Source organism: Flammeovirga kamogawensis, assembly GCF_018736065.1.
Classification (GTDB): Bacteria; Bacteroidota; Bacteroidia; order Cytophagales; family Flammeovirgaceae; genus Flammeovirga; species Flammeovirga kamogawensis.
Genome location: NZ_CP076128.1, coordinates 4,379,512 through 4,405,938 on the forward strand (window position 1 = coordinate 4,379,512; position 26,427 = coordinate 4,405,938).

The window sequence follows — 26,427 nt, forward strand, 5'->3', positions numbered from 1 at the left end:
TAAAGTTTACCTATTACTTCTTCTAAATAAATAACTATACTAATGTGTAAATTGATTAACTATTGTTCTGTATTTACTATTTATATCCTATTATTTTCTTCTTGTGGAATACAGAAAGAAATTAATAATGAATGGTATCAATCTACAGTCAATTTTCAGAAAGTTGATACTCAATTTAAAGGGTATCAGATTGGTGTGAAAATTATAGACGACAATGCAATTGTAGAAATTTTCGGGAAAGAGATGCATGAAATCTATAAGTTGTCAAAATCTGTTCTTTCAGATAAGGCAACTTTTATTTCTGATGTAAATGATTCTCGCTTTAACAATGCTGAGTTGATTATTGAACATCATGACAAAGCAGACTTATCTAAAATTATTGTTTCCTTTATTGACAAGACAAATGGAATTAAAATTTTAGAACAAGAATTAAGCATATAAAAACTGCTAAATTAAAAAAAGGAAGTCGAGAGGCTTCCTTTTTTTATTACATATCCCTTAAAGAAGAATAGAGTGTATTTTATAATGTTATTTGCATTACTTTTGTGAACTAATTAACTAATAATGTATCATATGTATTCTATTAGAGTAATAACACCTAATGATAATGCTTTTATTGAAAAAATAATAAAAGAAGCATTAGAAGAACATAATGCAGCCTTACCTGGTACTGCTTATTTTGATAAACAATTAGGAGAGTTATCAAAAGTATACGAGGAGAGTGGTGTTGAGTATTTTATTTTAGAAGAAAATAATAAAGTAATTGGAGGAGCTGGTATTGGTAAGCTAATTGGTGCAGATGATTCAGTATGTGAACTTCAAAAAATATATCTTTCTACAGATGCTAGAGGAAAAGGTTACGGAGAAAAAGTATTAAAGCACTGCTTAACTTTTGCTAAAGACGAAGGTTATTCTAAATGTTATTTAGAAACAATGCCAGAATTGGTAAAAGGAGTTGCATTATATGAACGTCTGGGTTTTAAAAATCTAGAAGCTCCATTAGGAAATACATCTCACCATAGTTGTACTATTTGGATGATAAAAGAATTATAAATATGCCTGTAGTTAACTCTGCGTACTTGCCTAGTTTTATTTATAGAAATGCTCATATCAATACAATTGCAGCAAATAGGTTTCAGAAGAAAAAAAGCCCAGACTTTATAAGAAAAAGGTACACTACACCAGATAATGATTTTTTTGATGTAGATACACTTCTCAATAACCATAAAGTAGCAATTATTTTATTACATGGATTAGAAGGCTCTTCATCATCTCCATATATTTTAGAGATGTCGGATGCCTTTTCGAGTTCTTTTGATATTTGGGCAATTAATCATAGAAGTTGTAGCGGAGAGCCTAATAAAAAGTACTATTCCTATCATAGTGGAAAAACGGATGATCTAGATTTTTTGGTAAATGATATTGCAGATGCTTATGCTAATATCATAATCATTGGCTTCAGCTTAGGAGGAAATATCACTTTAAAATATTTAGGTGAACAAGCCGAAAAGATTAACCCTAAAGTATTGGGAGGGGTAGCAATTTCTGTTCCTTGTGATTTAAATACATCAGCTAAACAATTACAATCAAAAAGGAATTGGGTCTATTTAAATAATTTTTTGCGGTCATTAAAGTTAAAAGCTATTCAAAAATTAGAAACTTTTGACCCATCCTCAGAAAAAATCACTAAAATTGCAGCAGCAAAAACATTTGTGGCTTTCGACGATGAATATACGGCTCCGGCACATGGCTTTAGAGATGCTGAAGAATATTGGACAAAATGTAGTTCAAAGCAGTTTTTAAAAGGAATTATCAAACCTACATTAATTATTAATGCATTAGATGATCCTTTTCTCTCAAAAGAGTGTTACCCATATTATGAAGCGGAAAATAATGAAAATGTTTTTTTAGAAACACCTAAATATGGAGGACATGTAGGCTTTTTAATATCTCTAAATAAACAAAGGTGGTATTTAGAAAGAGTCCTCAACTTTATTCAACTAATAACAAACAAAGAAAATTAATCATGATAGGTTATATTTTTACTTTAATTGGCGTTGCAGCAGTAATTTTGGCAGTTACAGTTTTTAGAGATGATACTGTAATTAAATGGGTTTTAGGCTGTAGTTCGTTTCCATTATTTGTAATTGGTGCTTTTATTAAGTTTAAAACACTAATAGAAATGAGAAGAGAAATGGATGCGAAAGTAGCAGAAGCTGCAAAAAAGAAAGAAGAAGAAGCTAAAAGTAAATAGTGTTGGTTATTTAGATGTTTACTTAATAAATGTCTTATTTAGCTTAAAATTGAGGTTTTTAACCTTATATGTTTACTTGGTATTCTTGGTTGTATACTTTTTGTACCCTAAAGATTATTGTAATTTTATAATTAAACTATCATGTTTGTAGTGTCTTAGATACACATATAAGAATAAATGAAATTTTAATTATATACTTATTTACAATGAACATGAAAAGAATATCACTCGCTTTAACTTTAATGTTGTTTGCTGCTTTTCAATTAGCTTCAGCTAAATCAAAAGTATCAATCGATAGAGTTGAACCAGCATTTTGGTGGGCCGGAATGGAACATCCAGAATTACAATTACTTATTCACGGTAAAGACATTTCAAATTTAACTCCTACTTTATCGTATGATGGAGTACAGTTAGATCAAACTATAAAAGTAGATAACCCTAATTATCTATTTTTAGTTTTAAAGATTTCTGAAGGTGTAAAGCCAGGATCTTTCCCAATAGAATTTAAACAAAAAGGCAAAGTAGTTTTTACTTATAACTACGAGTTTAAACAAAGAAGAGATAACTCTGCAGGACGTCAAGGTTTTTCTAATAAAGATGTAATGTATTTAATTACACCTGACCGTTTTGCAAATGGAATTCCAGAAAATGATACTGTAGATGGCTTAAAAGAAGCAGCAGATCGTTCAAATATGTCAGGTAGACATGGAGGTGATATTCAGGGTATTATAAATAACTTAGATTATATTCAAGATTTAGGATTTACTGCACTTTGGGTAAACCCTCTTTTGGAGAATGACATGGAAACGTATTCTTACCATGGTTATTCTACTACAGATTATTATAAAATTGACAAGAGATTTGGTTCTAACGAAGATTATGTACGTCTATCTGCAGAAGCAAAGAAAAGAGGTATAAAACTGATCATGGATCAGATTGAAAATCACTGTGGATTAAACCATTGGTGGACAAATGATCTTCCTACGGCTGATTGGTATAATTTTCAAGATTTAGAGAAAAAACCTTATTCAACTCATCAAAGAGTTTCTTTAGCTGATCCATATGGTTCAGAAACTGATAGAAAAGGACATGCTGATGGATGGTTTGTTGATACAATGCCTGATTTAAATCAAAAGAACGAATTATTAGCAAATTACTTGATTCAAAACTCAATTTGGTGGGTAGAGTTTGGAGATCTTGGAGGTATTAGACAAGATACTTATTCATATCCTGATGCTAATTTTATGGCAGAATGGTCTCGTAGAATTATGCTAGAATATCCTAACTTTAATATTGTTGGAGAAGAATGGTCAGAAAACCCTGCAATTGTTTCGAGATGGCAAAAAGGAAAAGTGAATGCAAACGGATACGAATCTTATTTACCTTCACTTATGGATTTCCCTGTTCAAGCAGCATTAAAACGTTCATTAAATAAAGAAATAGCTCCTTATTCAAATACTTTTAATGAAGTATATGAAACACTAGCTGAAGATTTCTTATATGCTGATCCATATAACTTAGTTATTTTCCCTGATAATCATGACACACCTCGTTTCTTTAATCAAGTAAATGAAAACTATGATTTATTTAAGATGGGCTTAATGTACATCTATACAACACGTGGAATACCTCAAATTTTCTACGGAACTGAAATCTTAATGGGTAATGTAGATCATCCTGAAGATCATGCTTATATCCGTGAAGACATGCCTGGAGGATGGGAAGGTGATAAAGCCAATGTGTTTAAAGGTGAAGGCTTATCTAAAGAACAAAAAGATGCATTGAACTTTGTGAAAACATTGACAACTTTTAGAAGAGATACTCCAGCATTACATGATGGTAAATTAAAACAGTATGCTCCAGCTAATGAAATTTTTGTGATGTTCAGATATGATGAGTCTACTAAAGTAATGACAATCTTTAATAAGAACGTTGAAGATAAAGACGTAGAATTAGCACATTATGAAGAATCTATTCAAGGTGCGAAATCTGCTAAGAATGTATTAACGGGTGAAACTTATGATCTTTCAAAAGGTACTTTAAAAGTTCCTGGAATGACATCATTGATGTTAGTGATTGAGTAATAATTAGATATAACATTCTAAATTATATATTTAAAGGCTAGTGAAAATACAACTTTTTACTAGCCTTTAATGTTCTATAAATATATGTTGTCATGAAATATTTTTAGTTTTTATAAAAAAAACAATATTTTTGTTGTCAGCCTTCTACTTTGAGTTGTCATAAGAATGAATAAAAATATTATGATGAAAAAGACAATTATTTATATACTACCACTTATAACATTATTTTTTTCTTCTTGTAATCTTACTGATGACGAGCCATTAGTATTGGCTACTGATCCGATAACACATGTTTTTCATGATGCTCATGAGATTGAAGTGAAAGATTCATTATCTCAATTAAGTGTTGATGTAAAAATAGTAGGTTGGAAAAAAGACGAAAGAGGATATTATAATTTACATTATAGATTTGTAAATTTATCATCTAATGAAGTGGATGACAAAAAGACCATTTCTTATAAAAAGATAGAAATAAAAGATGATGTATTAACGGAAAATTTATTTTTCGAAGGTCTTGATAGTTTAACAGATTATCAGATTGAATTAAAATCATCTTATAAAGACGAGTTTACTTCTTCTAACTTTTATAAGTTATCAACAAAAGGAAGGAATTAAGTTTTAAAGAAATAGAATAAAAAAATGGAATAGTTAACTATTCCATTTTTTGTATATAATAGATTGCATCTCCTTATGTATAGTTGGAGGTGCTGCAATTATTTCTCTGTCTTCAATAAATGTATCTTCATTAGAGAACGTAGTTACTGTTCCACCTGCTTCTTTTACAATTATACTGCCACCAGCAACATCCCATGCATTAAGGTTGTATTCAAAAAAGCCTTCAAGTCGCCCACAAGCAACATAAGCTAAATCTACAGCAGCAGAACCCAGTCTACGGATACCATGGCAACCTTCCATCATACCCATAAGGATATTCATGTATTGAGGCATTTTTTCAAAATCGTAATAAGGGAAGCCGGTAGCTATTAGTCCACTTTTTAAATTTTGCTGACTAGATACAGAAATAGAAATACCATTTAGGTATGCTCCACCGTCTTTCCAAGCGTAAAAACACTCATTTAAGTTTACTTCTCTAACTACTCCTAAACAGTAATCTGTTGTAGATATAAGTGCAATACTAATGGAGAAAATAGGAATTCCATGAATAAAGTTTGTCGTTCCATCCAATGGGTCAATAATCCATTTTAACCCGTTTTTAGAACTTCTATTTGTACCTTCTTCACCAATAAAACCTGCATCAGGAAGAATTTTCATTAAACCATCTACTATTTTTTTCTCTGCTGTTTTATCAACATAAGAAACGAGATCGTTTAACCCTTTGTATTCAATTTTAGAACTATCAAAATTTGTTCTCTCTTCTGCAATAAAAGAAGCAACTTCATCAGTAAGCTTAACTACTTTATGACAAATATCTTTATAGTCCTGCATAATTTAATTTATTATTAGATTAATACTAATTGTAATTTCTCTCACAATTTATTTTCAATTAATTATCAATTATAGTTATAAATTGATACTAAATAATCATTATCTGAAATTTATATGTGAAAAAAGTGCGTTATATCAATTACACTTAAACAAAAAATAAAATGAAAAATATTCAATCAATCAATCGCATCTTAGGTTTATTATTTTTACTTACAATCTCATTTGGTGTAGGAAATAGTTTTGCACAAGATACTACTACAAAAAAAGAAACTAAAGCAGAGAAAAAGGCAGAAAAGAAAGCTGCTAAAGAAAAGAAAAAAGAAGCACGTTTAGCAGAGGAACAAGCTGAACATGCTCAAAATATTGCTGCAATTAATAATAAAACATATACATTAGAAGCTAATCAAGCTTACGATAGAAGAGGTAATATGGTAAATGTTGATCCTTCTATAAACTTTGTAAAAGTAGCTGGTGATAGAGCTGTTGTTCAGTTAGCATTTCCTCAATTAGTTGGTTTTAATGGAGTAGGTGGTATTACCGTAGACGGTACTATTTCAAATTATAAGGTAACTACAAATCCTAAAAATCAAATGACACGTGTTACTTTTCATGTGCAAGGCCCTACAATGATGGCTGATGTTTCTATTGAATTAGAAGCTGATGGTAGCTGGGCAAATTCTTCTGTGGAAGGAGATTTTAGTGCTGCAGAATTGAAATTTAGAGGCGAATTAAAACCTAATTCTTTAAGTTCTTCTTATGAGGGTACAACTCGTTACTAGAAATTAAAAAGTAAAAAAAGCGGATAACATAGAGTTGTCCGCTTTTTTTACTTCTAAATTTTATAATTGATTACAGATTTTGCTGCCTTCTTTTTTTTCTTTCTTGTCTTCGCTTTTTCCTTTCTTGTCTTTTCGTTTCTTTTTCTTCATCTGTTTTTTTCTTAAACATATTATTAAAAAACATCTGAACATCGGTTCCTTCTTTAAAGTCTTCACAATCTAAAGATCCATCAAGATAATGTGGTAAAGCAGGGAAATAAGTAAAAAGCTCATGCGATAATTCTTTATTACTTTCAACTTTTTGTAGTGTTAAAGCAGTAATTGGTAATGCTAAAGTACTACCTGCTCCATACCTACCGTTATTAAAATGAACGGCTTGAGAAGAAGCTCCAACTCTTGTTACCATTACTAAATTGGGATTAAAAGAGGCAAACCAAGCATCTCCATAGCTTTGAGAAGTACCTGTTTTACCTGCAAGCGGTAACCTAACACCGTAAACACTTCTCATAGACGCACCTGTTCCATTATTCAATGCCTTTTGTAACATTGCACTCATAAGTAATGAAGATTCTTCACTAATCACTCTTTTTGATGTTACGACTTCAGAAGATTGATAGATTGTTTTACCTTCAGCAGTTTTTATTGAAGTGATAAAACGAGGGTTGATTAGAAAACCACCATTTGCAAAAGAAGCATAGGCACGTACAAGTTCTAAAAGGCTAGCATCAGAAGTACCTAGTGCAGTAGAGGGGTAATCTTTAATTGCATAAGAAAACTCCATCTTCTCCCAAAGCTCTTTTAGGCTGGCGTAACCTACATCATTGTAAAGATTAACAGTGGGAATATTTAAAGATTTAGCTAATGACGCGGCCATAGAATACATTCCACCAGTTGTTTTACTATAATTTTCTGGTTGCCAAGCCTCATCATCATTCGTTTCAGAAATTTCATTCTTTAGGTATTTACAAGGTCGGATACCCTTTTCTAATGCAGCAGTATACAAGATTGGTTTAAAAGTAGAAGCCAATTGCCTCTTGGCTGTAACTTGATCATAAGGGTGTGTTCTAAAATCAATCCCTCCAACCCATGCCTTAATAAAACCATCTTGAGGATTTAGCGCTAAAAAGCCAGCATGTAAAAGTGTAAGCTCTTTTCTTATACTATCAGACAAAGACAATTGAGCAGTTTTAGTACCATCCCAAGTAAAATATTCTCTCATTTCTGTGGGGTCACCACTTTTTAACCTTTTTAGATGTTTTGCAACTATACTATCAAGCTCTTTTTTACTTGTTCCACTTTTATATTGCTTTTCAATTAAACTTTGCATTTTACTAAGTTGCTTCTGAAAAGCTTGAAGAGCATAATATTGTAATTTAGCATTTAATGATGTCGTAATTATTAGGCCATCACTCTCTATGTCAAGATGAGAATTATGCTTTTTATTGTATTCAGAAATGATTTTTTGAGCATCATTTTTTACATGAACTAAAAAGTAATTAGCAATACCTTGATTTTCGGGGTTTGCATAATCAAGTTGTAATGGCAGTTGAATAAGAGAATCATATTCAATTTTAGATATGTAATCATACTTTTGCATTTGATGCAGTACAACACTTCTTCTTTTAAGAGAATGCCTTGGATATAACCTAGGATTATAATAGGTATTTGCTTTTAACATGCCAATTAGAACGGCACTTTCCTCAATTTTTAAATCACTTACTTTCTTATTGAAAAAACGCTCAGAAGCAGATTCAATACCATACACATCTTCACCAAAAGGGATTGTATTTAAGTACATGCTTAGTAGTTCCTCTTTAGAGAATAATTCTTCTAATTGTTGGGCAATCTTAATCTCGTTGGATTTATTTATCAACATAGAAAAAGGACCGTAGTCTTTTCTTCCAAACATATTTTTAGCAAGTTGTTGTGTAATAGTACTGCCACCACCACTACTTTTATCACCCAACAAAATACTTTTAAATAATACTCTAAGAACACTTCTAGAGTCTACCCCTTCGTGTTCAAAGTACCTTGCGTCTTCTGTTGCAACTAGTGCGTTTACAAGATGTTTAGGTAATTGATCGTAGCTAATATTAGTTCTGTTTTCAGCAAAGAACTTACCTAGAAGAATATTATCTTCGGAATAAATTATAGAAGCCGTTTCATTCTCAAAATTGATTAGTTCTTCATCTGAATAGGAAGAACCAAATACGCCTGATAAGAAAAGAAGAATAAAAAGTAAGCCGGCACCAATAACACCAAAACAACCACCAATCACTTTATTTTTGTGTTTGGTTAAGTACTGATAAAAGACCTTTACTTTTTGTAGTATAATAGTGAGATAGGGAATGACATTTTTTTGCCATACCTCAAGAATTTTGTTCATTATTTATCTAGTAATACTAAAACTTAGAGTGGGGAATTGTTTGCAAAAATACACTAACAATTTATTAATCACTAATCACTTGAATAACATAATTAGCTATAGGTTGTTAATTCTTTTTATTAAATGATAAAATTTAATGATCGATCTTTAAAAGAAGTTATTTCGACTTTAGAAAAAAGAAATATGTTAGAGGCGAAAATTGATATATTAGTGATAGTTTACACTGAAAAGAAGATAAAACGCTTTAAAAAAGTGTAATAAATTTAATTGTACTTAATTACTAAATATCAGTGTTATGAGAGGTGTTTTTATACTTTTTTGTAAATAAATGTGTGGAAAATATATGATTTAGTTTCATTCTTACTTTAGATTTTGATTTATGTTCCTACTTTTGTATAATGTAGTTTACATGAGAATCACTTTTACTATGAAAAAATTAGATTTTCATGAAAACAGAATTAATTATGTTGATTAATTCTTTCTAAAATTAGAAGATAACTTCTATCATAAAACAAATTTAATGGCAAGATCACAACAGTCCTTCAACAAAAAAGAAAAAGAAAAAAAACGTCAGAAGAAAAAAGAGGAAAAAGCTAAACGTAAAGAGGAGCGCAAAGAAAACTCTCCTGGTGGTGGCTTAGATAGCATGATGGCTTATGTGGATGAATTCGGTAACATTACTGATACTCCTCCAGATCCAGATGTAGAAAGAGAAGAGATTGATGCTTCTACTATCGAAATCGCTATTCCAAAAATGGAGGATATCGAGGTAGATCCTGTCCACAGAGGACGCGTTGAATTTTTCAATGATCAAAAAGGTTTCGGTTTTATCAAAGATCTTGATACACAAGAGAAATTCTTTGTTCACGTGAATGGTTTAGTTGACCAGATAGAAGAAGGTGATAAAGTAACTTTTGAGTTAGAAAAAGGAATGAAAGGTATGAACTGTGTAAATGTGAAAAGAAAATAATCACATACACATAAATATACTTTCTTAATTATATAGCCTCTACTTCAATATTTTATTGAGGTAGAGGTTTTTTGCTTTATATTCGTGAAGGATTAATATATACAACTCAAACTTTATGAACTTTCTGGCAATTTTAAGAGGAATAAACGTAGGTGGCAAACGAAAAATATTGATGAAAGATCTTAAAGAACTTTTTGAAGTAAACGGTTGCACAAACATCATTACTTATATTCAAAGTGGTAATATTTTATTCTCAAGTTCTGGAGAGAAGGATACAATCCAATTAGAAAATTTAATAGAAAAGGAAATATTAGCTCGTTTCGGCTTTAATGTTCCTGCAATTGTTCTTCCCGTTCCTGAAGTAGCTATTGCTATTAAAGAAAATCCATTTTATAATGATGAATCAGATATTAGTCAGTTACATTTAACCGTACTTCGTTCTGAACCTGATAAAAGTTTAATTTCAGAAATAAAAGAAAAAGATTTTAATGGAGATAGTTTTGAAATAACTGGAAGAAAGGTCTTTATAAAATGCAAAGGTAAATACAGTCAATCTAAGCTAACAAATCAATTATTTGAAAATAAATTGAAAGTAATAGCAACAACAAGAAACTGGAAAACGGTTTTAAAAATTCAACAATTAATTGAAGAGAACATCAATTAAATTATCTTCAATTTCTCAAAAATAGTATTGCTAACTAAACTTTATACCAATATGAAATACAACATATTTTACCTCCTTATCTTACTATTATTATTAACTGTTTCATTTTACATTATCTTACCCACATTAGCCTATGGGTTTACATCTTGGGCAATGCTATTATTCTTTATTTCTGGAGTATTTGTATTCTTAGAAACCGCAAGAATAAAACAACAACCTTCAACTATAAGAAATGTAGGAGTAGGGGTAATGATCTTATCACTTTTATACGCTATAGTTTTGCCTTTATTTACATCATGGGCATTATTTAGAAGTGAAGATTATAAAAATCTAATTGGCGAAGTTAAAAAAGGAGAAAACTTTACTAATCATGTTGCACCAATCTCTACAGAAGAGATCAGAATTGTAGATAATGATATGGCCGATAGATTAGGAGATAAAGTATTAGGCTCAATTCCTTCTCTAGGTAGTCAGGCACATTTAGGTCAATTTAGTATTCAAAAAGTAAAAGGTAAATTATATTGGGTTGCACCTTTAATGCACTCAGGATTCTTTAAATGGAATAATAATAAAGAGGGAACCCCTGGCTATGTAATGGTCTCTGCAACAAACGAAAGAGATGTTACACTTGTACAAGAAGTAGATGGAGAACCTGTAAAAATTAAGTATCAATCTGCAGCTTTCTTTATGTCTGACTTGGAGCGACATATTTATTTAAATGGTTATATGACTAAAGGTTTTACAGATTACTCTTTTGAAATTGATGATAATGGCAAACCGTATTGGATTATTACCTTATATGATAAAGAAGTAGGGTTCTCTGGAGATAATGCAACAGGTGTGCTTACTGTTGATGTAGCAAATGGAGAAATTAAAGAATATTCTATTGAAGATACTCCTATTTGGATTGACAGAATTCAACCAGAAAACTTTATTGTTAATCAATTAGACGATTGGGGAGAGTTTGTATTGGGGTATTTTAATTTCTCGAACGAAAGAAAATTAACCACAACTAAAGGAATGTCTTTAGTGTATGGTTCTAATGATAGGGCATATTGGTATACAGGACTAACCTCTGTTGGTAACGATGAAGGTACAGTGGGTTTTGTACTTGTAGATACTAGAACAAAAGAAACAATATGGTATAAACAAGTAGGAGCTACAGAACAAGCAGCTAGACAGTCTGCAATGGGTAAGGTACAAGAAAAAGGATACTATGCTTCTTTTCCGATTACCTATAATATTAATGGTATACCAACTTATGTGATGTCTTTAAAAGATAATGCAGGTTTAATCAAAATGATTGCGATGGTATCCGTAGAAGACTATACAATTGTTGGTGTAGGCAATAATATAAAAGAAGCGCTAAGAGCATATAAAAATAGCATTAATAGTAGAGGGAACTCAGTGATTCCAAACAGTTATGTAAACACTTTTGTAATTAGTTCTACAATATCTAGAATCAAAAAAGATATCAGAAATGGGACAACTAATTACTATATAATGGTAGATGATTTAGACTCTAAAATATTTATTGGTTCATCATTAATTTCTAGTGAACTTCCTATTACTCAAGTAGGGGACAGTGTTAATATTAAGTATGATGATGGAGCTAATGAATTAGTAGATATTGTTAGCTTTGATAACCTTAATATTCAGTTAAGAAAAACGACTAAGAAAATACAGAATTAACATTAAGTTGTTTATTTAATAAAGAAACCTATTCAGAAATGAATAGGTTTTTTTATTGATTAGTTGCATTATTATAAAAACATTCTTACTATTGTATGTACATTGATTGTTTAAACAAGTAAAATGAAGGAGTCAAATTATATAAAAGCGATATATCAAATTATTTCTACAGGACATTGGATTACTGACCGTGTAGGAAGCGAACTTAAAGAGTATGGTATTACTGAACCTCAGTTTAATGTATTAAGGATATTAAGGGGACAAAATGGGAATCCTATTACAGTATTTGAAATATTAGAAAGAATGGTTCAAAGATCTAGTAACATCACACGAATTGTAGATAAGTTATTAGAAAAAGGGCTTGTAAATAGAGTAGAATGCCCTACTAATAGAAGAAAAATGGATATTACCATTACTCCAAAAGGGTTAGAAACATTAAAAGAATTAGATAAAAAAGTTGAGACATTCCATGAGCCGATAAGAAGTAATTTAACGGAATTGGAAGCAGAAACTTTAGCAAAATTAATAATCAAATTAAAAGGAAAACAACTATGAAAAAGATATTAGTATTTGGAGCCACAAATTCAAAAAAATCAATTAATAAGCAATTAGCAGAGTGGGCAGGTGGTCAATTAGAAAATGTTAGTGTTTCTACACTAGATTTGAATGATTATGAAATGCCAATATATAGCATAGATATAGAAGAGGAATCAGGTATACCTAAACAGGTAGAAGCTTTTAAGGAAGAAATCTCTAAAGCAGATGGAATAATTATATCTTTTGCTGAGCATAATGGTAATTATACTGTGGCATATAAAAATATATTTGATTGGGTTTCTAGATCAACAAGAGAAGTTTATCAAAATAAACCGTTATTAATATTGTCTTCTTCTCCAGGACCTGGAGGTGCAAAAAGTGTATTAAATATTGCATCATCGTCTCTACCTTATGCAGCAGCAGATGTTAAAGGAAGTTTTTCATTACCTTCTTTCCATGCTAATTTTACTGTAGAAGAAGGGATTAGTGATAATGCATTAAACGAACAGTTTAAAAGTGAATTGAATAAGTTTGAAAGTGCCGTGCTTATAACTGAATCTGTATAATGAAAAAGGCTTCATAATATTAAATTATGAAGCCTTTTTAAATAGACTAATTCCTATTGTATTGTCCTAAATAGAAGGAGCCATATAAGCAAATAATAGAATAGATAATAAGTGAATATTTATAGGATGTTCCTAGGGCATCAGATTGATGCATAATTAATAATATCAATCCTATTAAGTATAATTTTTCTAGAGTAGAATATATAGCTATGGGAACTCTTAATACAGGTACTTTTGATGCGATAATCATTAATAGCCCTATTAAACAAACAATATAAGGCCAATAACTAGCGTAAACATTGGTTACCGGCAAAAGCGTGGTGTCTAATCCGAATTGAAAAATTGAATCTCTGCTTGGGTATAGAATCGTTAATAAACCACTAGAAATTGTAATTAAACCAGCTATATTAAAATATAGCTTCGTTTCTCTTTCTGTCATAAAGAACATAAATGTAAATTAATTTTTGGACAGACAAAAGTAAGTTGAATCGGATAAAAATGAATAAATCGTTTGCTAATAAAGGTGATTTAGGTCGTGAATTAAGATCTTTTTGACATTTCTTTTCTTATTCTACTCAAACTTTCAGTGGTAATACCTAAATAGGAAGCGAGGTGATAATTTTTAACGGAATTTTCTATAGAAGGATATTGATTAATAAAGTTCTCATACCTTTCTGTGGCGTTCTGAGATAAATTACCTAAGATTCTTTTCTGATACCCTATAATAGAACCTTCTAATTTTGATCTGTATAATTTATTAAAAGCAGGTATCTGAAAACATAGTTTTTCTAAATCTGCTCTATGTATTATAAATATTGATGTGTCTTCAAGGCTTTCAATATTAAGAGTTGCTTTTGTTTGCGAAAAATAAGCAATCATATCACTAATCCACCAATCGTAGACAGCAAATTGTATAGTATGTTCCTTTCCCTTTTCGTCAATAAAGTAAGTTCTTAAGCAACCATCAATTACATAAAAAAGAGTATCAACTTCTTGCCCGTTAAGAAGAATAATTTCTCCTTTTTTAATTTCCTTTTCTTTAAATACGTTACGTATCGCATCAGCTTCTTGAACGGAGAGATTTAGTTTTTTAAAAACATCAAAATCGAATAAGTCTTTGGCCATAGTATAAATTGTTATTGAATTTTCTCTATCTAAGTTAATTTATTTTTTATAAATCATAAATAAGAATTTTAATAAATCTTATCGATAACAACAACAGTAAGCATAAAGCGTAAAACTAATAATACGTTAAAACTTATCTCATAAGAAAATGAAAAAGATTCTTGTAATCAATGGTGCTCAGAAATTCCTTCACTCTCAAGGAAGTTTAAATAAATCAATAACTGAATTATCAGTTAATTATTTTGAAAAAAGAGACGGCTTCGAAGTTAAATTTACTAATGTAGATGATGAATATTTTATCGAAGAAGAAGTAGAGAAGTTTGTATGGGCTGATGTTATTATTTATCATACTCCAATTTGGTGGTTTTCTATACCTTTTGGATTTAAAAAATATATTGATGAAATATTAACGCATGGAGAGAATAAAATATATGTTAGTGATGGAAGGCATAGAGTTGAACCAAAACTTCATTATGGCACAGGTGGATTATTGAAAGGTAAAAAATACTTTCTGACAACATCTTGGAATGCTCCCGAAGAAGCATTTACATTAGAAAATGAGTTCTTTGATCAGAAAAGTGTTGATGAAGGGGCAATGTTTGGTTTCCATAAAATGAATTCATTCATTGGCTTAGAAAAATTAGGTACTTATCATTTTTATGATGTTATGAAAGACCCTAAAATAGAACAAGACTTTAAAAAGTACACAGCTTTATTAGATGAACTACTTTAATTATTGAAGTAGACCATCGTTAAGTAAAGATCTGTTTAATATACAAAAAGGCTATCATTTTAAAATGATAGCCTTTTTATCTCTAAAATAGATTTATCTATTTTTTAGCAGCAGCTAATTGTACACAAACTGCTAAAACACGCATAGCTAACTTAATTTCACCCATAGAAGGTAAAGTAGGAGCAATACGAATATTTTCGTCCTTAGGGTCCTTCATATAAGGGAATGTAGCACCTGCAGCAGTTAATTTAACACCTGCATCAGAAGCTAATTTAACCACTTGTTTTGCTGTACCTTTTGGAACATCAAGACTAATAAAATAACCACCCTTTGGAACTGTCCAAGTAGCAATTTTCTTACCGCCTAATTCTTTTTCTAAAATCTCTATTACTGCATCAAATTTAGGAGCAATAATAGCAGCGTGTTTCTTCATGTGTTTTTGAACACCTTTAAAATCTTTGAAGAAACGAGCATGTCTTACTTGGTTGATTTTATCAGGTCCAATTGTAGACATTGATAAGTGTGCTTTCATCCAATTGATGTTAGATGCAGATGCACCCATACCAGCAACACCAGCACCTGCAAAAGATATTTTAGAAAATGAACCGTAAATCAATACTCTCTCGTCATTTCCTTCTTTTTTACAAGCTTCAAGGATGTTTTCTAATTCATCTTGCTCTTTTGATAAATGATGTACTGTATAAGCATTATCCCACATAATACGGAAGTCCTTAGCAGCAGTAGTCATCTTAGCAAGACGCTTCACTGTTTTCTTAGAACACGTAATACCTGTAGGATTAGAATATTTAGGCACTACCCAAATACCTTTAATACTTTTATCTTCCGCAACTAATTTCTCTACTACATCCATGTCAGGCCCTTTGTCTGTCATAGGAACTGTAATCATTTCAATACCGAAATGCTCACAAACAGAAAAGTGTCTGTCATATCCTGGAGATGGGCATAAGAACTTCACTTTAGATTGTTGTCCCCAAGGCTTCTTGCTTTCAGGAAAACCATGAGACATTGCTCTTGCAATTGTATCATGCATTAAAGTAAGTGATGAGTTGCCACCAACAATTACTTCATCAGTAGAAGAAACTTCTAAGAAATCTTTGAAAATCTCTTTCATCTCAGGAATACCATCTAACCCACCGTAGTTACGAGTGTCAGCGCCTGCAAGAGTTTTGTAATCTTTAGAAGTAACTAAATCTAACATAGGTAATGATAGGTCAAGTTGCTCTGCACCTGGTTTACCTCTTGTCATGTCCAAAGCTAAACCTTGTGCTTTGTACTCATCGTACTTCTTTTGTAATTCTTTCTTTGTTAGTGAAGCCATTGTGTTAAGAAATTAAAGCTTTCTAAAATCTTTTTTATAGGTCAAAACTAGAGGATATTTTTTATAATTTAAATTTTTACTCTCTTTTTTTGAGAGATATTTAATTTATTTCCCACTTAGTAACGAAAATTAAAAACATCGTGATAATTATAACACGTTTTTATACTAAGTGATGAAAAGTGAAGTCTGTTGAAACAAAAAAGGGAATACAATCAAATTTGATGTATTCCCTTCCTTATCAGAATATTTTTTTAGATTTTTCCTAGCATAATGAATGCGCCCCAATATTTAGGTTCAGGATATTCTTCTCTAAGTTCTTTTTTCGCCATTTCAAAAGCAAGTCGTTTATTATGTCCTTCTTTTAACCATAAATGATAAAAGTTAGTCATTAATTTCTGTGTTGCTTCATCAGATACTTCAAATAAACTCATAATAATATTATCAGCTCCAGCTACAAGGAAAGCTCTCTGTAAACCGTAAACTCCTTCACCAATTTTGTTATCACCTTTACCTGTTTCACAAGCAGACAACACAACTAATTCAGTATTATCAAAATTAAGGTTCATTGCTTCATAAGCAGTTAGTACACCTTCCTCTTTATTAAATTCGTAAACATTATCAGTAGCCATTAGATCTCCAGCGTTTGTTAAAAGTAAACCAGATCTAAGTAATGGGTTAATTGTTTCTTGTTTTTTGAATAAAGACTGAGTGCCATTTCCATCTATATCATCTAAGAAGAAACCGTGTGTTGCAATGTGGAATACTCTAGGAGATTCTAATTCTTTAACTGCAGTTTCCGTTGCCTGTTTGTTTAAATAGACAAGGTCTATCGTATGATCTTCAGTTCTAAGTAATTTATCAAGAGCTTTTATCTCCTTGTAAGTACCTGGAAGTTGAGTAATTGCTCTAGAAGTATATGTATTGTATTGATCTGGAGATAAGTCCTTATAGAATACAGGGTTACCAAACAGAGAAATATTCATATTTTTATCTTCTTCTTTTGATGGAGTCAAAAGATCTGAAGTTGTACTTGTTAAAACAATATGGTTATGATCAATTATGTAATCTCCCTTATCAATATCAACAGGAATAGATTCTAAATTAATTTGATTGTAAACTCCATCAGAAGATAAATATACCGTTGTTCCTTCACCTACAATTTCATGTATTGGTTTCCAGAAAGAAGTATATGATTCATCATCAGGGAAACCAAATATTAGATTTGATTTATAAAAACCTAAACTCTCATCTTCTAAAGTATTACCATTTGGAATCACTTTTACAATTGGGGCAGAAGAGGTTTTAGCTGTTATAATTAAAGCAGCGTAGGTAATAGAGTCTGTATATACGTTTGTGAAATTTCTAAATCGAACAATTTCCACAGCAGCTTCACCCTCTTTCAATGTTTTTTGAATGTTCTTCCATGATGGTGCGTTTGAAGTGTTATCTGCAAATATACTAGAGCGTTCACTTAGCTGTTTTTCAAGAACATTAATTTCTCTTTCTAGTGCCTTAACATTGATATTTTCATCAAGTTGTTGTTCAACACTCATAGAATAAGCAAGTGTAAGTACTTCTTTTTTCTCTACCCAATCATTAAACTCTTTAATAAGAAGAGTATCTCCACTGTTAATAATTTGATTTCTAATCTTTACAGAAGAACTTAATAATAAAGGCTTTGTTTCTAATGCATAATTAAACATTAAACGATTCAACTTCTTTTTGCCAGATTTTAAAGTAAGGCTGTAGAAGAAATCGTAATCATTTCTAATTGATTGCCAATATTTAGATTTTTCTTTTGCACTTAATACAGGGAAATACTTTTCAATAAAGTTTGTATGTTCTTTTAAAGTGATTTGAGCATATTTTTCTGCTTTTGTATATTTTCCTTCACCAAAATAGGCTTGAGACCTTTTTAGAGTGGTTTTGATGTAGAGAGGATGTGTTGAATGGAAAATTTTACCATATGTTTTCTGAGAAGATGTATAATATACTTGTGCTTCAGTAAACTTCTCTCTTCTCATTTCTAGATCACCAAGTAATGATTCTATTTCTGCTGAATTGGTGTTTGTATCATTGCCTAACTTATCAATCCAAATTTGATTCGCTTGCTTTAATAAATCTTCAGCTTCGTTGTATTTTCCTACCTCGATTTTAGCTAAAGCAAAGTTTTTAAGTGCTATTGCAAAAACAGGATTGTCTTTACCCAACTGTACAGCAATGATGTCAACAGCATCTTTAAATAGATACAATACATCATTAGGGTCATAGCCCATGTATAAATCTATAAGTGCTAATTGCGTGTATCCTTTTGCTACTTCAGTATGTCTATCTCCATAAATTTCTTTAGAGATTTTTATTTGTTTCTGAGTAACTTCTTGAGCGAATTCATAGTTACCCATTGCAACAGCAATTTCAGATTGAACTTCTAAAGGATCAATTGATTGCTTTGCATCTTCACCAAATATAGCTTCACTAATAGTAAATGCTTTTAAGGCGATAGAATCAGCTGCGATGTATTCACCTTTTAAGTATGATAGACGTGCAAGTTGCGTGTAAGGCACAATTAGCAATCTACTACTTGTACCAAACCTTTCAATTCTATGCTCTAAAGATTGGTTGATAATATCTTCAGCTTGAGAGAAATATTCTTTCTTTAAGTAAACAATAGCATGTGTATCTGCAAAGCTAGAAGATGCAATTTTACCAGGCGATTTTTTAGATAATCTATTGGCATAAGTCAAATTATTTGTAGCCTCATCGTACTGGCCTGTAATAGCTTGGAAACGAGCAGCTGTTTCTAAAGCTTTTGCATGTTCAATATTTTGTGTTCCTTTTCTGTAATGATGTTTCTCGTATAAACTTAACAGTTCAGAAATTTGAGCATCAGCTTCAGAATAGTTGCCTAAGTCCATAGCATAAGCAGCTGTACCTTGTAAACCAGAGGCATATTCTAAATGGTCTTCACCGTAATAGTCTGCATATGCTTTTTTAATACTAGCACTTAATGTTGCGGCTTTTTCAGTTTGTCCCATTAAAGAGTAATAATTTGCTCTTTCTCTTTCTGCTTCAAGTCTTTTATAGTGATGCGGATTTAATCGATTTTCAATAACAGGTAAATGCTCAGTAAAGATACTGTCAGCCAATTCAAACTTGTCAGTAAATATAGTGAAGTACGTAGCTTCCTCTACTTTTGCAATGTGATATGCGAGTGCATCGTTACCAATTGTTTTTTCTGTAGCATTGATGTATTCATTCAATGCATTCTGAGCTAGTTCTTGGTCTTCAATGGCAATTCCAATTTTATAAAGTAATTCATTAATTAAAATGTATTCTTTATGGTTTTTAGGAACAGAAGCTTCTGCAAAAACATCATTTACTTTATTTAATGATTTGTTAAAGTTACCTCGTAAGTAATAGTCTTTAGCAATTAATCTTTCTGATTTAGCTTGTTTCAAACTATTTTTTCCAAAGTAAAGAGAAGTGTTTGTATCAAAGTCCCATTGTGTTTTATCACCCTTAAAATTAAAACGTTGCCAAGCATAGTAGTCTACTAAATCTTCTTGAATATCAAAATAGACTTTATGACTAATTCCTAAAACACGTTCTGCTCTATAAATATTTTTTTCGAGCATTTTTTTAGGCTCTAATGGGTCTACTTTACTTTCGATTAAGTTAAGTGTACGTTCATGATAGTTTACAATGTAACTCTCGTCATCAGTACGTATGTTTTCTTTAATCCAATTTTCTGCTTTTAGTAAAATACTATCCGCAGCTTGGTAGTCTCCCATTAAACGGTAAAGTTTTCCTTCAGTAGTTAAACTAAAAGCATATTTACGTTTAAGTCTAATTTTTTCTCTATTAGAAAAACTTTTTTCTTTAAACTTATTTGATCTTGTATGATATAAAGTAGCACTTGAACTTGTTGCTAAATCATAATCAAATTTTTGCCAATCAGATATTTGAGTTATAGCCTCTGTATAGAAACCTTTTTCTAAATTAAGTTGCGTTTGTACTTTAGTTTTTAGCATTGCATAGTCCGAAGAGCGCTCTGCTAAAATTGTAAGTTTATTATTCGCTTCCATAATTTCTAATGCTTCATTAAATAAATTAGAAGCACTCACAATATCAGAGTATTGAATGTATAAATCTGAAGCAAGCAATAATGTGTATACATAACCAAACTCACCATTTTTTCTTTTCTTCGCAATTGTAAGAAAAGCATTTGTAGATGTTTCAAAATCTTCAAACTGTGTTAATGCTAGTTGGTATCTAGCTCTTTGGTAAAGAACATCAATTAGTGCGGAATCTCTTTTTTTAGCTAACTGTAAAGCTTTGTAATTCCACTCTATGGCTTTTTTGTATTCTCCATCGTCAGCATATTTCTGACTAACTTGTAAGATGTTATCAATCTTGTCATTAATTTTATCTGCCTTTACATTTACAGATGAAAATAAGAGTAGGAAAATGCCTAATAAGAATATAGTATATTTATTAATCATAGTAGGTTTCTATTGAAGTCTGAGTGATAATCAATAAACGTTTGTTTTTTGGTGATCATTAATTAAGGGTAAATGTAAACAAAAATTAACAGAAAGTCATTGTTTAAATACTTTTGCATTGATTATAACCTCTATACCTTATTTTTTTGATCTAATATTTTATATTTGTAATTCAATTAGAGAAAGAAGTAAAAAGGATGCACATTTTATTTATTAAATGTTATCTTTAAACATAAATCATTGGAGATATCATTATTCCTCCATTAGAAATTAAGAAAATGAACGAATATTATAACAGTGCATATAAACCCTTACTAGCCATAGATTGTGTTATTTTTGGATACGAACAAGGCGAGCTTAAAGTATTACTTACAAGAAGAAAGCAAGATCCATATAAAGGAGCTTGGGGTTTAGCAACCGGTTTTCTTCACTTTGGAGAGTCATTACATTATGCAGCGGAGCGTGTACTTAAAAAGCAAACTGGTTTAGATCGTATTTATATGGATCAACTTAGTACTTTTGGCGAAGTAGATAGAGATCCAGAAGCACGAGTTATTTCATTAGTTTATTATGCTCTAATTAAGGTAGAGTCTCAAACATTAGAGACTTTAGAGAAAAACCAAGCACAATGGTTTTCAATTACTTCTTTACCAAAATTAATGTTTGATCATGAAACAATGATTCAAATGTCATGGGGTAAATTAAGAAGAAAATCAAGATATCAACCAATTGGTTTTGAGTTATTACCAGAGAAATTTACTTTACCAGAATTACAATCGTTATACGAAGCAATTCATCAAAAGCAGTTTGATAAGCGTAACTTTAGAAAGAAAATTTTAGCTACTGGTTTACTTAAAAAGCTTGATGAGAAGCAAAAAGGAGTATCTAAAAAAGGTGCATATTACTATGTATTTGAAGAAGGTAAATATGATGAACTTATTTCTCAAGGTTTCAACTTCGAATTGAAATCTATGGCATTTGGTTCATAATTATCATATAAAATCTAATGAGATTTAAACTTCTAATAACATTTAGAACTAAAGAATTTTTAATGTTATGAAGGAGTGAATTATTTTAATAGATAAAAAAAAACGATAACTTATTTTTAAAATAGGTTATCGTTTTTTTTATTTAATAATTTCTTCTTTACCCAAATGTTTAGGTGATGTATTTAGAATGTATAAATCCAAAAACATCTTGGCTCTAGCAAATACTTCTCTTATGTGTGTATAGTAATCTTTACTTATAGGTACATCGTCAGCAACATAACCGTAAGCTTCAATTCCATGGTATCTTGCAATATATACAGCTCTTTCTACATGGAATTTTTGAGAAATAATAATAAATCTATCTTGTCCAAAAACCTTTTTAGTTCTAATTACAGAATCAAGAGTTCTTAAACCTGCATAATCCATTACAATTCTTTTGCTACTAACACCTTTTTCGATTAAAGCTTTGCGCATAACTTTAGGTTCGTTATAAGCTTTAGTTCTATTGTCGCCACTTACAATAATAAATTCAATATTATGATTCTTTATTAAATCTGAAGCAGCTTCAATTCTATATTTAAAATAAGGGTTTGTTCCGCCTGAAATTAAATATCTACTTGTGCCTAACACTAACCCTGTTTTGCAGGTAACATTAATATTTTCTTTGTCGAGTAAATATGGTTTACTCTTTTCACTTACTAGATTATTAAGTCCGATAAGTAGAATAACAAAGGAAGTAATGATGACTACAACTACTAGAATAAGTTTTTTATATAACGTGGACTTCTTCAACATATATCTATTTATACAACAAATATATATTTATGAATTAGAAATAAAAGATATTTTTTGTGAACTACCTGATGTTAAGGTTTTTTAATTTTCACGAGCATTGAAAATTCTCATAAATAGCATGTGCGACATGTTCCTAGCACGTGATTTTAGAAGATTTGCTTTTTCTCCTTCAAATAATTCATCTACAGTAGTAAACCATAATTGTAACCAGAAACCAAAATGTTTTTGCTCTATAGTCGCTTTTTTATCAACACTTTGATGAGCGGTGACTGGATTACCTTTATATTTAGAAACAAAAAAGAGGTTAGACTCCCAAAAGTCATACATACGCGGTAGGTGAGAATCCCAATCAATTTTTACATATTCATCAAAAAAAGGACCTAGTTCATCGTGTTGTCTTACTTTATCGTAGAATGTATTTACTAAAAGAATCACATCCTCTCTGTCTTTTAAATCTTGCATGCTTCTTTATTTTTTTGCCGCTGTACTTTTTTCTGCCATTAATCCAGTAAAACCAATAAATAATAAGCCAAGAATAGACGCTCCCCACGTAAATACTTTAACTGTTTCTATTGGAGAAAACAAAGATACAACTCCAAGTATGATTGTAGATGCAATCATTGTTACAAAAAATAAGAAAAATAAGATTAATTTGCCATTTGTATTCATAATGTATGTATTTAAAGTTTTTGATATTACAAAGGTATCGCATCACTCTACTTTTAATACAGTCATATGAAAATGCAAAAACTGATTTATATCAGAAATTAGAGTAAAGGAACGTATGAAATTAAAAAGACCTGATTGCGAAACTTGTCCGGTAAGAACACTTTCTATTTTTGAATGTGTAGATAAAGTACATCTTTCAGAAATTAGTAGAACTAAAGGGTTTTCTGCTTATAAAAAAGGAGAAGTAATTTTTAGAGAGGGGCAACCTGCACTAGGTATTTATATTTTACATAGCGGAAGCGTTAAAATAACAAAGACCGGGGTTATGGGAAGAGAGCAAATTGTAACTTTTGCTAAAGTAGGAGAGATTATGGGGTATCAACCTATGTTCCTTGAAGAAGAATATGATATTTCTGCTGTTACCTTAGAGTCTTCTACAATTTGTTTTATTCATCGAGATAAAATTTTTAAACTAATTGAAGAGGATAAAGATTTTGCCTATAAATTTATTAAAACTGCTTTAGAGACCACAAAAAAAGTGACTGAAATTGTTTCTTCACTTTCTCAAAAAACAGTGAGAAGTAGAGTAGCTGAATCTATTTTAATTATAAATCAAGAGTTTGGAGAAGATGATAATGGCTTTATACAAACGTCTTTAAGTAGAGAGGACTTGTCTGCAATGATTGGAACTTCGTCTGAGTCTTACATTCGAACATTGAAGGAGTTTAAAGACGATGGGTTAATTTCTACAAAAGGGAAATTAATTAAAATAGAAAAACTAGGAGAATTAACACAAATTGCAGAGATATACAATTACCTTTAAGCTAGTAGAAATATCATAAATAATTAAAAATCAATATGTTTTGTTTTTAATATTTCTAAATTTTTTTATCGAATTGATCTAATCTAGTGTTTAGTATTAAGTATACTGTACTTACTAAAACGATTAACTATATTTTATGTCTAATTTTTATTCAAAATACCTTTTAACTTTTTGTTTCATCCTATTATCACAATTTGTGTTTGCTCAAAATTGGATGAAAGAAGGGTATGCATTTATTCAACAAGGAGAAGTTGACAAAGCTATTAATGCTTTTTCTAAAGAAATAGATTTTGACTTATTAAACGATGCCGCATATTTAGAAAGGGCTCGTATGTATATTCAAAAGAATGATCTAGACGCTGCATTGTCAGATATTGATCAAGCACTTGTAATTAATGCAGTTAAACCATTAGGCTATTATTTAAAAGGATATATCTATTTAAATAAAAATGATAATAAAGAAGCTATCAGATGGTTTACTGAAGCTATTAATCAAGATAATGAATACATTACTGCTTATGTTTTTAGAGCAGAGGCGGAGAGTAACCTTAATCAATTAGATAAAGCTCTTACGGACTATACTAAAGTTATACAGTTGGCTCCTACTGCAGCTATGTATTACCACCGAAGAGGTGTGATTTATAAACAAACTCGAAACTATAATCTTGCTTTATTAGATTTTAAAAAGGCACTCGAAATAGACGGTAGAATTATTGATGCATATATTGATCAGGCTGAAATTTTTACTCATACGCAACAATATGATTCTGCTTTGGTAATGATTAATAAAGGTTTTGAATTAGAACAAGATAACATTAAACTATTAAGTTTAGCTGGAGATTGTTACAAACAAACATTAAAATTTGATTTAGCAATGGCTGCATACGATAGAGCAATTTTGTATAACCCTAGTTATGCATATGCTTATTGTAGACGTGGCGAGTTGTATGCTAAGATGAATAAAGTAAACGAAGCAAGAACAGACTTTAATACTGCAATTCAGTATGCACCTAATTACGGTTACGCTTTTTACAATAGAGGCGTACTTAGTGCTAAAGAGAAAAAGTATGTTGCTTCAATTGAGGATTATGATAGTGCTCTGGTACATTTTCCTAATTATTACGCTGCGTTAATTGAAAAAGGTAAGTCTGAATTGGCACTTACCAAAATTGATAACTCTATTGCTACTTTACAAAAAGCAATACGTTTAGATGAAAGTAAATCTTACAGTTATGCTTTACTAGGAAATGCATATTTAGGAAAGTCGGTATATGATTCTGCAATTGTAGCCTTTACAAAAGCTATAGAAATTTCTCCAAATTATGCTTATGCTTATCAACAGAGAGGTTATATTTATAAATTGACTAAAGCATATGATTTAGCTTTGGAAGATTTAAATACATCAATTTCTTTATCGTCTAATAATGCAAAAGTATTTTCTTATAGAGGAGATGTATTTTTAGAAAAGCATGAAGAAAACCTAGCAATTAATGATTACAATAAAGCATTGAAATTATTTCCTCAGTTTACATATGTATTACATCAAAGAGCATGGACGCATATAAAATTGCATGATTATGAAGATGCCTTAGAAGATTTTTCTCAACTTAATAAGTTAGGTAAATCAAAGTATGTTGACATGTATGGTGAAGCTGTTGCTTTAATGGAATTAGGTAAATTATCTAGATCAAATGAAATTTTAGAAAAAGCAGTTGAATTGTATCCTAAATATTCTTCGGCCAAAGTACTCTTAGGGTATAATTATGCTGTTTTAGGTAAAGATAATTTGGCTTCTGATCAAGTAGAGAATATAGAAGCATCAGGTAAGAATGCTAAAGAGATTATTGGGGTAAAAGGAATAATTGCTTACAACAATAAAGAATACAAAAAGGCACTTAAATATTTTAATTCAGCACTTAAAAAATCTCCTGATAATAAAACTGTGATATATTACAGGAGTTTGACTTTTGATAAACTAGGTAAGCCTTCTAAATCTTCTATTGATAGAAGTCGAGCATTAGCATTGGGATATACAGCTCAGCAAGATTATACAACTAAAAAAGTGTTGAAATAA

The 26,427-nt window shown here is 30.6% G+C and carries 24 protein-coding genes; 16 read left to right on the forward strand and 8 right to left on the reverse strand.

From position 1 onward, the window contains the following. Positions 1–42 precede the first annotated feature (42 nt). The 6 genes from KM029_RS17830 to KM029_RS17855 all read left to right on the forward strand — a co-directional run bounded on the left by KM029_RS17830 (position 43) and on the right by KM029_RS17855 (position 4,953). Positions 43–441: a hypothetical protein gene (locus KM029_RS17830; RefSeq protein WP_144074539.1), complete on the forward strand. Its 399-nt coding sequence runs from the start codon at positions 43–45 to the stop codon at positions 439–441. A gap of 132 nt (positions 442–573) precedes the next feature. After that, positions 574–1,053 carry a GNAT family N-acetyltransferase gene (locus KM029_RS17835; RefSeq protein WP_158631098.1) on the forward strand — a complete coding sequence of 160 codons (480 nt, stop codon included), beginning with the start codon at positions 574–576 and terminating at the stop codon, positions 1,051–1,053. A 2-nt stretch (positions 1,054–1,055) separates the two neighbouring features. Beyond that, the gene (locus KM029_RS17840) at positions 1,056–2,024 is read left to right on the forward strand and encodes a YheT family hydrolase (protein ID WP_144074541.1); all 969 of its coding nucleotides are present in this window, start codon (positions 1,056–1,058) and stop codon (positions 2,022–2,024) included. A gap of 2 nt (positions 2,025–2,026) precedes the next feature. Next, positions 2,027–2,254, forward strand: a complete 228-nt coding sequence (locus KM029_RS17845; RefSeq protein WP_144074542.1) for a hypothetical protein — start codon at positions 2,027–2,029, stop codon at positions 2,252–2,254. Between the two features lie 212 nt (positions 2,255–2,466). Then, positions 2,467–4,338, forward strand: a complete 1,872-nt coding sequence (locus KM029_RS17850) for a glycoside hydrolase family 13 protein (protein WP_144074543.1) — start codon at positions 2,467–2,469, stop codon at positions 4,336–4,338. A gap of 165 nt (positions 4,339–4,503) precedes the next feature. Then, the gene (locus KM029_RS17855) at positions 4,504–4,953 is read left to right on the forward strand and encodes a hypothetical protein (RefSeq protein ID WP_158631099.1); all 450 of its coding nucleotides are present in this window, start codon (positions 4,504–4,506) and stop codon (positions 4,951–4,953) included. 33 nt (positions 4,954–4,986) lie between these two features. On the opposite strand, the gene KM029_RS17860 is transcribed toward KM029_RS17855, so the two are convergent. Then, positions 4,987–5,784 (reverse strand): inositol monophosphatase family protein, encoded by a 798-nt coding sequence (locus KM029_RS17860; RefSeq protein ID WP_144074545.1) that lies wholly within the window; start codon positions 5,782–5,784, stop codon positions 4,987–4,989. A 161-nt stretch (positions 5,785–5,945) separates the two neighbouring features. Here KM029_RS17860 and KM029_RS17865 point away from each other — a divergent pair, with 161 nt between their 5' ends. After that, complete coding sequence (locus tag KM029_RS17865; RefSeq protein WP_144074546.1) at positions 5,946–6,563, forward strand: DUF4251 domain-containing protein; 618 nt, start codon at positions 5,946–5,948, stop codon at positions 6,561–6,563. Between the two features lie 70 nt (positions 6,564–6,633). On the opposite strand, the gene KM029_RS17870 is transcribed toward KM029_RS17865, so the two are convergent. Then, complete coding sequence (locus KM029_RS17870) at positions 6,634–8,949, reverse strand: transglycosylase domain-containing protein (protein WP_144074547.1); 2,316 nt, start codon at positions 8,947–8,949, stop codon at positions 6,634–6,636. A gap of 520 nt (positions 8,950–9,469) precedes the next feature. Here KM029_RS17870 and KM029_RS17875 point away from each other — a divergent pair. From KM029_RS17875 to KM029_RS17895, 5 genes are all read left to right on the forward strand, one after another. Beyond that, entirely contained in the window at positions 9,470–9,919 is a 450-nt protein-coding gene (locus tag KM029_RS17875; RefSeq protein WP_144074548.1) for a cold-shock protein, read from the forward strand. Positions 9,920–10,034: 115 nt separating this feature from the next. Continuing rightward, positions 10,035–10,583, forward strand: coding sequence for a DUF1697 domain-containing protein (locus KM029_RS17880; RefSeq protein ID WP_144074549.1), 549 nt, complete (start codon positions 10,035–10,037; stop codon positions 10,581–10,583). Positions 10,584–10,634: 51 nt separating this feature from the next. Further along, positions 10,635–12,275: a hypothetical protein gene (locus tag KM029_RS17885; RefSeq protein WP_144074550.1), complete on the forward strand. Its 1,641-nt coding sequence runs from the start codon at positions 10,635–10,637 to the stop codon at positions 12,273–12,275. A gap of 123 nt (positions 12,276–12,398) precedes the next feature. Further along, positions 12,399–12,830, forward strand: coding sequence for a MarR family winged helix-turn-helix transcriptional regulator (locus KM029_RS17890; RefSeq protein ID WP_144074551.1), 432 nt, complete (start codon positions 12,399–12,401; stop codon positions 12,828–12,830). Next, complete coding sequence (locus KM029_RS17895; RefSeq protein WP_144074552.1) at positions 12,827–13,378, forward strand: NADPH-dependent FMN reductase; 552 nt, start codon at positions 12,827–12,829, stop codon at positions 13,376–13,378. The genes KM029_RS17890 and KM029_RS17895 overlap by 4 nt, the downstream gene beginning before the upstream one ends. A 540-nt stretch (positions 13,379–13,918) precedes the next feature. Here KM029_RS17895 and KM029_RS17900 read toward each other — a convergent pair. Further along, positions 13,919–14,503 carry a Crp/Fnr family transcriptional regulator gene (locus KM029_RS17900; protein ID WP_144074553.1) on the reverse strand — a complete coding sequence of 195 codons (585 nt, stop codon included), beginning with the start codon at positions 14,501–14,503 and terminating at the stop codon, positions 13,919–13,921. 148 nt (positions 14,504–14,651) lie between these two features. Here KM029_RS17900 and KM029_RS17905 point away from each other — a divergent pair, with 148 nt between their 5' ends. Further along, entirely contained in the window at positions 14,652–15,236 is a 585-nt protein-coding gene (locus KM029_RS17905; RefSeq protein WP_144074554.1) for an NAD(P)H-dependent oxidoreductase, read from the forward strand. Between the two features lie 97 nt (positions 15,237–15,333). Here KM029_RS17905 and KM029_RS17910 read toward each other — a convergent pair whose 3' ends face one another. Then, positions 15,334–16,575, reverse strand: a complete 1,242-nt coding sequence (locus tag KM029_RS17910) for an aminotransferase class I/II-fold pyridoxal phosphate-dependent enzyme (RefSeq protein ID WP_144074555.1) — start codon at positions 16,573–16,575, stop codon at positions 15,334–15,336. 251 nt (positions 16,576–16,826) lie between these two features. Beyond that, entirely contained in the window at positions 16,827–21,077 is a 4,251-nt protein-coding gene (locus KM029_RS17915; protein WP_144074556.1) for a CHAT domain-containing protein, read from the reverse strand. Positions 21,078–21,355: 278 nt separating this feature from the next. On the opposite strand from KM029_RS17915, the gene KM029_RS17920 reads away from it, so the two are divergent. Then, complete coding sequence (locus KM029_RS17920; RefSeq protein WP_144074557.1) at positions 21,356–22,066, forward strand: NUDIX hydrolase; 711 nt, start codon at positions 21,356–21,358, stop codon at positions 22,064–22,066. Positions 22,067–22,204: 138 nt separating this feature from the next. On the opposite strand, the gene KM029_RS17925 is transcribed toward KM029_RS17920, so the two are convergent. From KM029_RS17925 to KM029_RS17935, 3 genes are all read right to left on the reverse strand, one after another. Next, a complete protein-coding gene (locus KM029_RS17925; protein ID WP_144074558.1) occupies positions 22,205–22,861 on the reverse strand; it encodes a SanA/YdcF family protein in 657 nt (218 codons plus the stop codon). A gap of 81 nt (positions 22,862–22,942) precedes the next feature. Beyond that, a complete protein-coding gene (locus KM029_RS17930; RefSeq protein ID WP_144074559.1) occupies positions 22,943–23,323 on the reverse strand; it encodes a group III truncated hemoglobin in 381 nt (126 codons plus the stop codon). 6 nt (positions 23,324–23,329) lie between these two features. Beyond that, the gene (locus KM029_RS17935) at positions 23,330–23,530 is read right to left on the reverse strand and encodes a hypothetical protein (RefSeq protein ID WP_144074560.1); all 201 of its coding nucleotides are present in this window, start codon (positions 23,528–23,530) and stop codon (positions 23,330–23,332) included. 115 nt (positions 23,531–23,645) lie between these two features. On the opposite strand from KM029_RS17935, the gene KM029_RS17940 reads away from it, so the two are divergent. Both KM029_RS17940 and KM029_RS17945 read left to right on the forward strand, forming a co-directional pair. Continuing rightward, positions 23,646–24,353: a Crp/Fnr family transcriptional regulator gene (locus KM029_RS17940; RefSeq protein ID WP_144074561.1), complete on the forward strand. Its 708-nt coding sequence runs from the start codon at positions 23,646–23,648 to the stop codon at positions 24,351–24,353. Between the two features lie 136 nt (positions 24,354–24,489). Beyond that, complete coding sequence (locus KM029_RS17945; protein WP_144074562.1) at positions 24,490–26,427, forward strand: tetratricopeptide repeat protein; 1,938 nt, start codon at positions 24,490–24,492, stop codon at positions 26,425–26,427.

Excerpts from the sequence above, each read along its gene's own strand:
- KM029_RS17900 (WP_144074553.1), bottom strand. The coding sequence starts at position 14,503 with ATGGCCAAAGACTTATTCGATTTTGATGTTTTTAAAAAACTAAATCTC.
- KM029_RS17925 (WP_144074558.1), bottom strand. The coding sequence starts at position 22,861 with ATGTTGAAGAAGTCCACGTTATATAAAAAACTTATTCTAGTAGTTGTA.
- KM029_RS17880 (WP_144074549.1), top strand. The coding sequence starts at position 10,035 with ATGAACTTTCTGGCAATTTTAAGAGGAATAAACGTAGGTGGCAAACGA.
- KM029_RS17885 (WP_144074550.1), top strand. The coding sequence starts at position 10,635 with ATGAAATACAACATATTTTACCTCCTTATCTTACTATTATTATTAACT.
- KM029_RS17940 (WP_144074561.1), top strand. The coding sequence starts at position 23,646 with ATGAAATTAAAAAGACCTGATTGCGAAACTTGTCCGGTAAGAACACTT.
- KM029_RS17935 (WP_144074560.1), bottom strand. The coding sequence starts at position 23,530 with ATGAATACAAATGGCAAATTAATCTTATTTTTCTTATTTTTTGTAACA.
- KM029_RS17890 (WP_144074551.1), top strand. The coding sequence starts at position 12,399 with ATGAAGGAGTCAAATTATATAAAAGCGATATATCAAATTATTTCTACA.
- KM029_RS17920 (WP_144074557.1), top strand. The coding sequence starts at position 21,356 with ATGAACGAATATTATAACAGTGCATATAAACCCTTACTAGCCATAGAT.
- KM029_RS17915 (WP_144074556.1), bottom strand. The coding sequence starts at position 21,077 with ATGATTAATAAATATACTATATTCTTATTAGGCATTTTCCTACTCTTA.
- KM029_RS17905 (WP_144074554.1), top strand. The coding sequence starts at position 14,652 with ATGAAAAAGATTCTTGTAATCAATGGTGCTCAGAAATTCCTTCACTCT.
- KM029_RS17850 (WP_144074543.1), top strand. The coding sequence starts at position 2,467 with ATGAAAAGAATATCACTCGCTTTAACTTTAATGTTGTTTGCTGCTTTT.
- KM029_RS17860 (WP_144074545.1), bottom strand. The coding sequence starts at position 5,784 with ATGCAGGACTATAAAGATATTTGTCATAAAGTAGTTAAGCTTACTGAT.
- KM029_RS17870 (WP_144074547.1), bottom strand. The coding sequence starts at position 8,949 with ATGAACAAAATTCTTGAGGTATGGCAAAAAAATGTCATTCCCTATCTC.
- KM029_RS17830 (WP_144074539.1), top strand. The coding sequence starts at position 43 with ATGTGTAAATTGATTAACTATTGTTCTGTATTTACTATTTATATCCTA.
- KM029_RS17840 (WP_144074541.1), top strand. The coding sequence starts at position 1,056 with ATGCCTGTAGTTAACTCTGCGTACTTGCCTAGTTTTATTTATAGAAAT.
- KM029_RS17910 (WP_144074555.1), bottom strand. The coding sequence starts at position 16,575 with ATGGCTTCACTAACAAAGAAAGAATTACAAAAGAAGTACGATGAGTAC.
- KM029_RS17845 (WP_144074542.1), top strand. The coding sequence starts at position 2,027 with ATGATAGGTTATATTTTTACTTTAATTGGCGTTGCAGCAGTAATTTTG.
- KM029_RS17835 (WP_158631098.1), top strand. The coding sequence starts at position 574 with ATGTATTCTATTAGAGTAATAACACCTAATGATAATGCTTTTATTGAA.
- KM029_RS17930 (WP_144074559.1), bottom strand. The coding sequence starts at position 23,323 with ATGCAAGATTTAAAAGACAGAGAGGATGTGATTCTTTTAGTAAATACA.
- KM029_RS17945 (WP_144074562.1), top strand. The coding sequence starts at position 24,490 with ATGTCTAATTTTTATTCAAAATACCTTTTAACTTTTTGTTTCATCCTA.
- KM029_RS17875 (WP_144074548.1), top strand. The coding sequence starts at position 9,470 with ATGGCAAGATCACAACAGTCCTTCAACAAAAAAGAAAAAGAAAAAAAA.
- KM029_RS17895 (WP_144074552.1), top strand. The coding sequence starts at position 12,827 with ATGAAAAAGATATTAGTATTTGGAGCCACAAATTCAAAAAAATCAATT.
- KM029_RS17865 (WP_144074546.1), top strand. The coding sequence starts at position 5,946 with ATGAAAAATATTCAATCAATCAATCGCATCTTAGGTTTATTATTTTTA.
- KM029_RS17855 (WP_158631099.1), top strand. The coding sequence starts at position 4,504 with ATGAATAAAAATATTATGATGAAAAAGACAATTATTTATATACTACCA.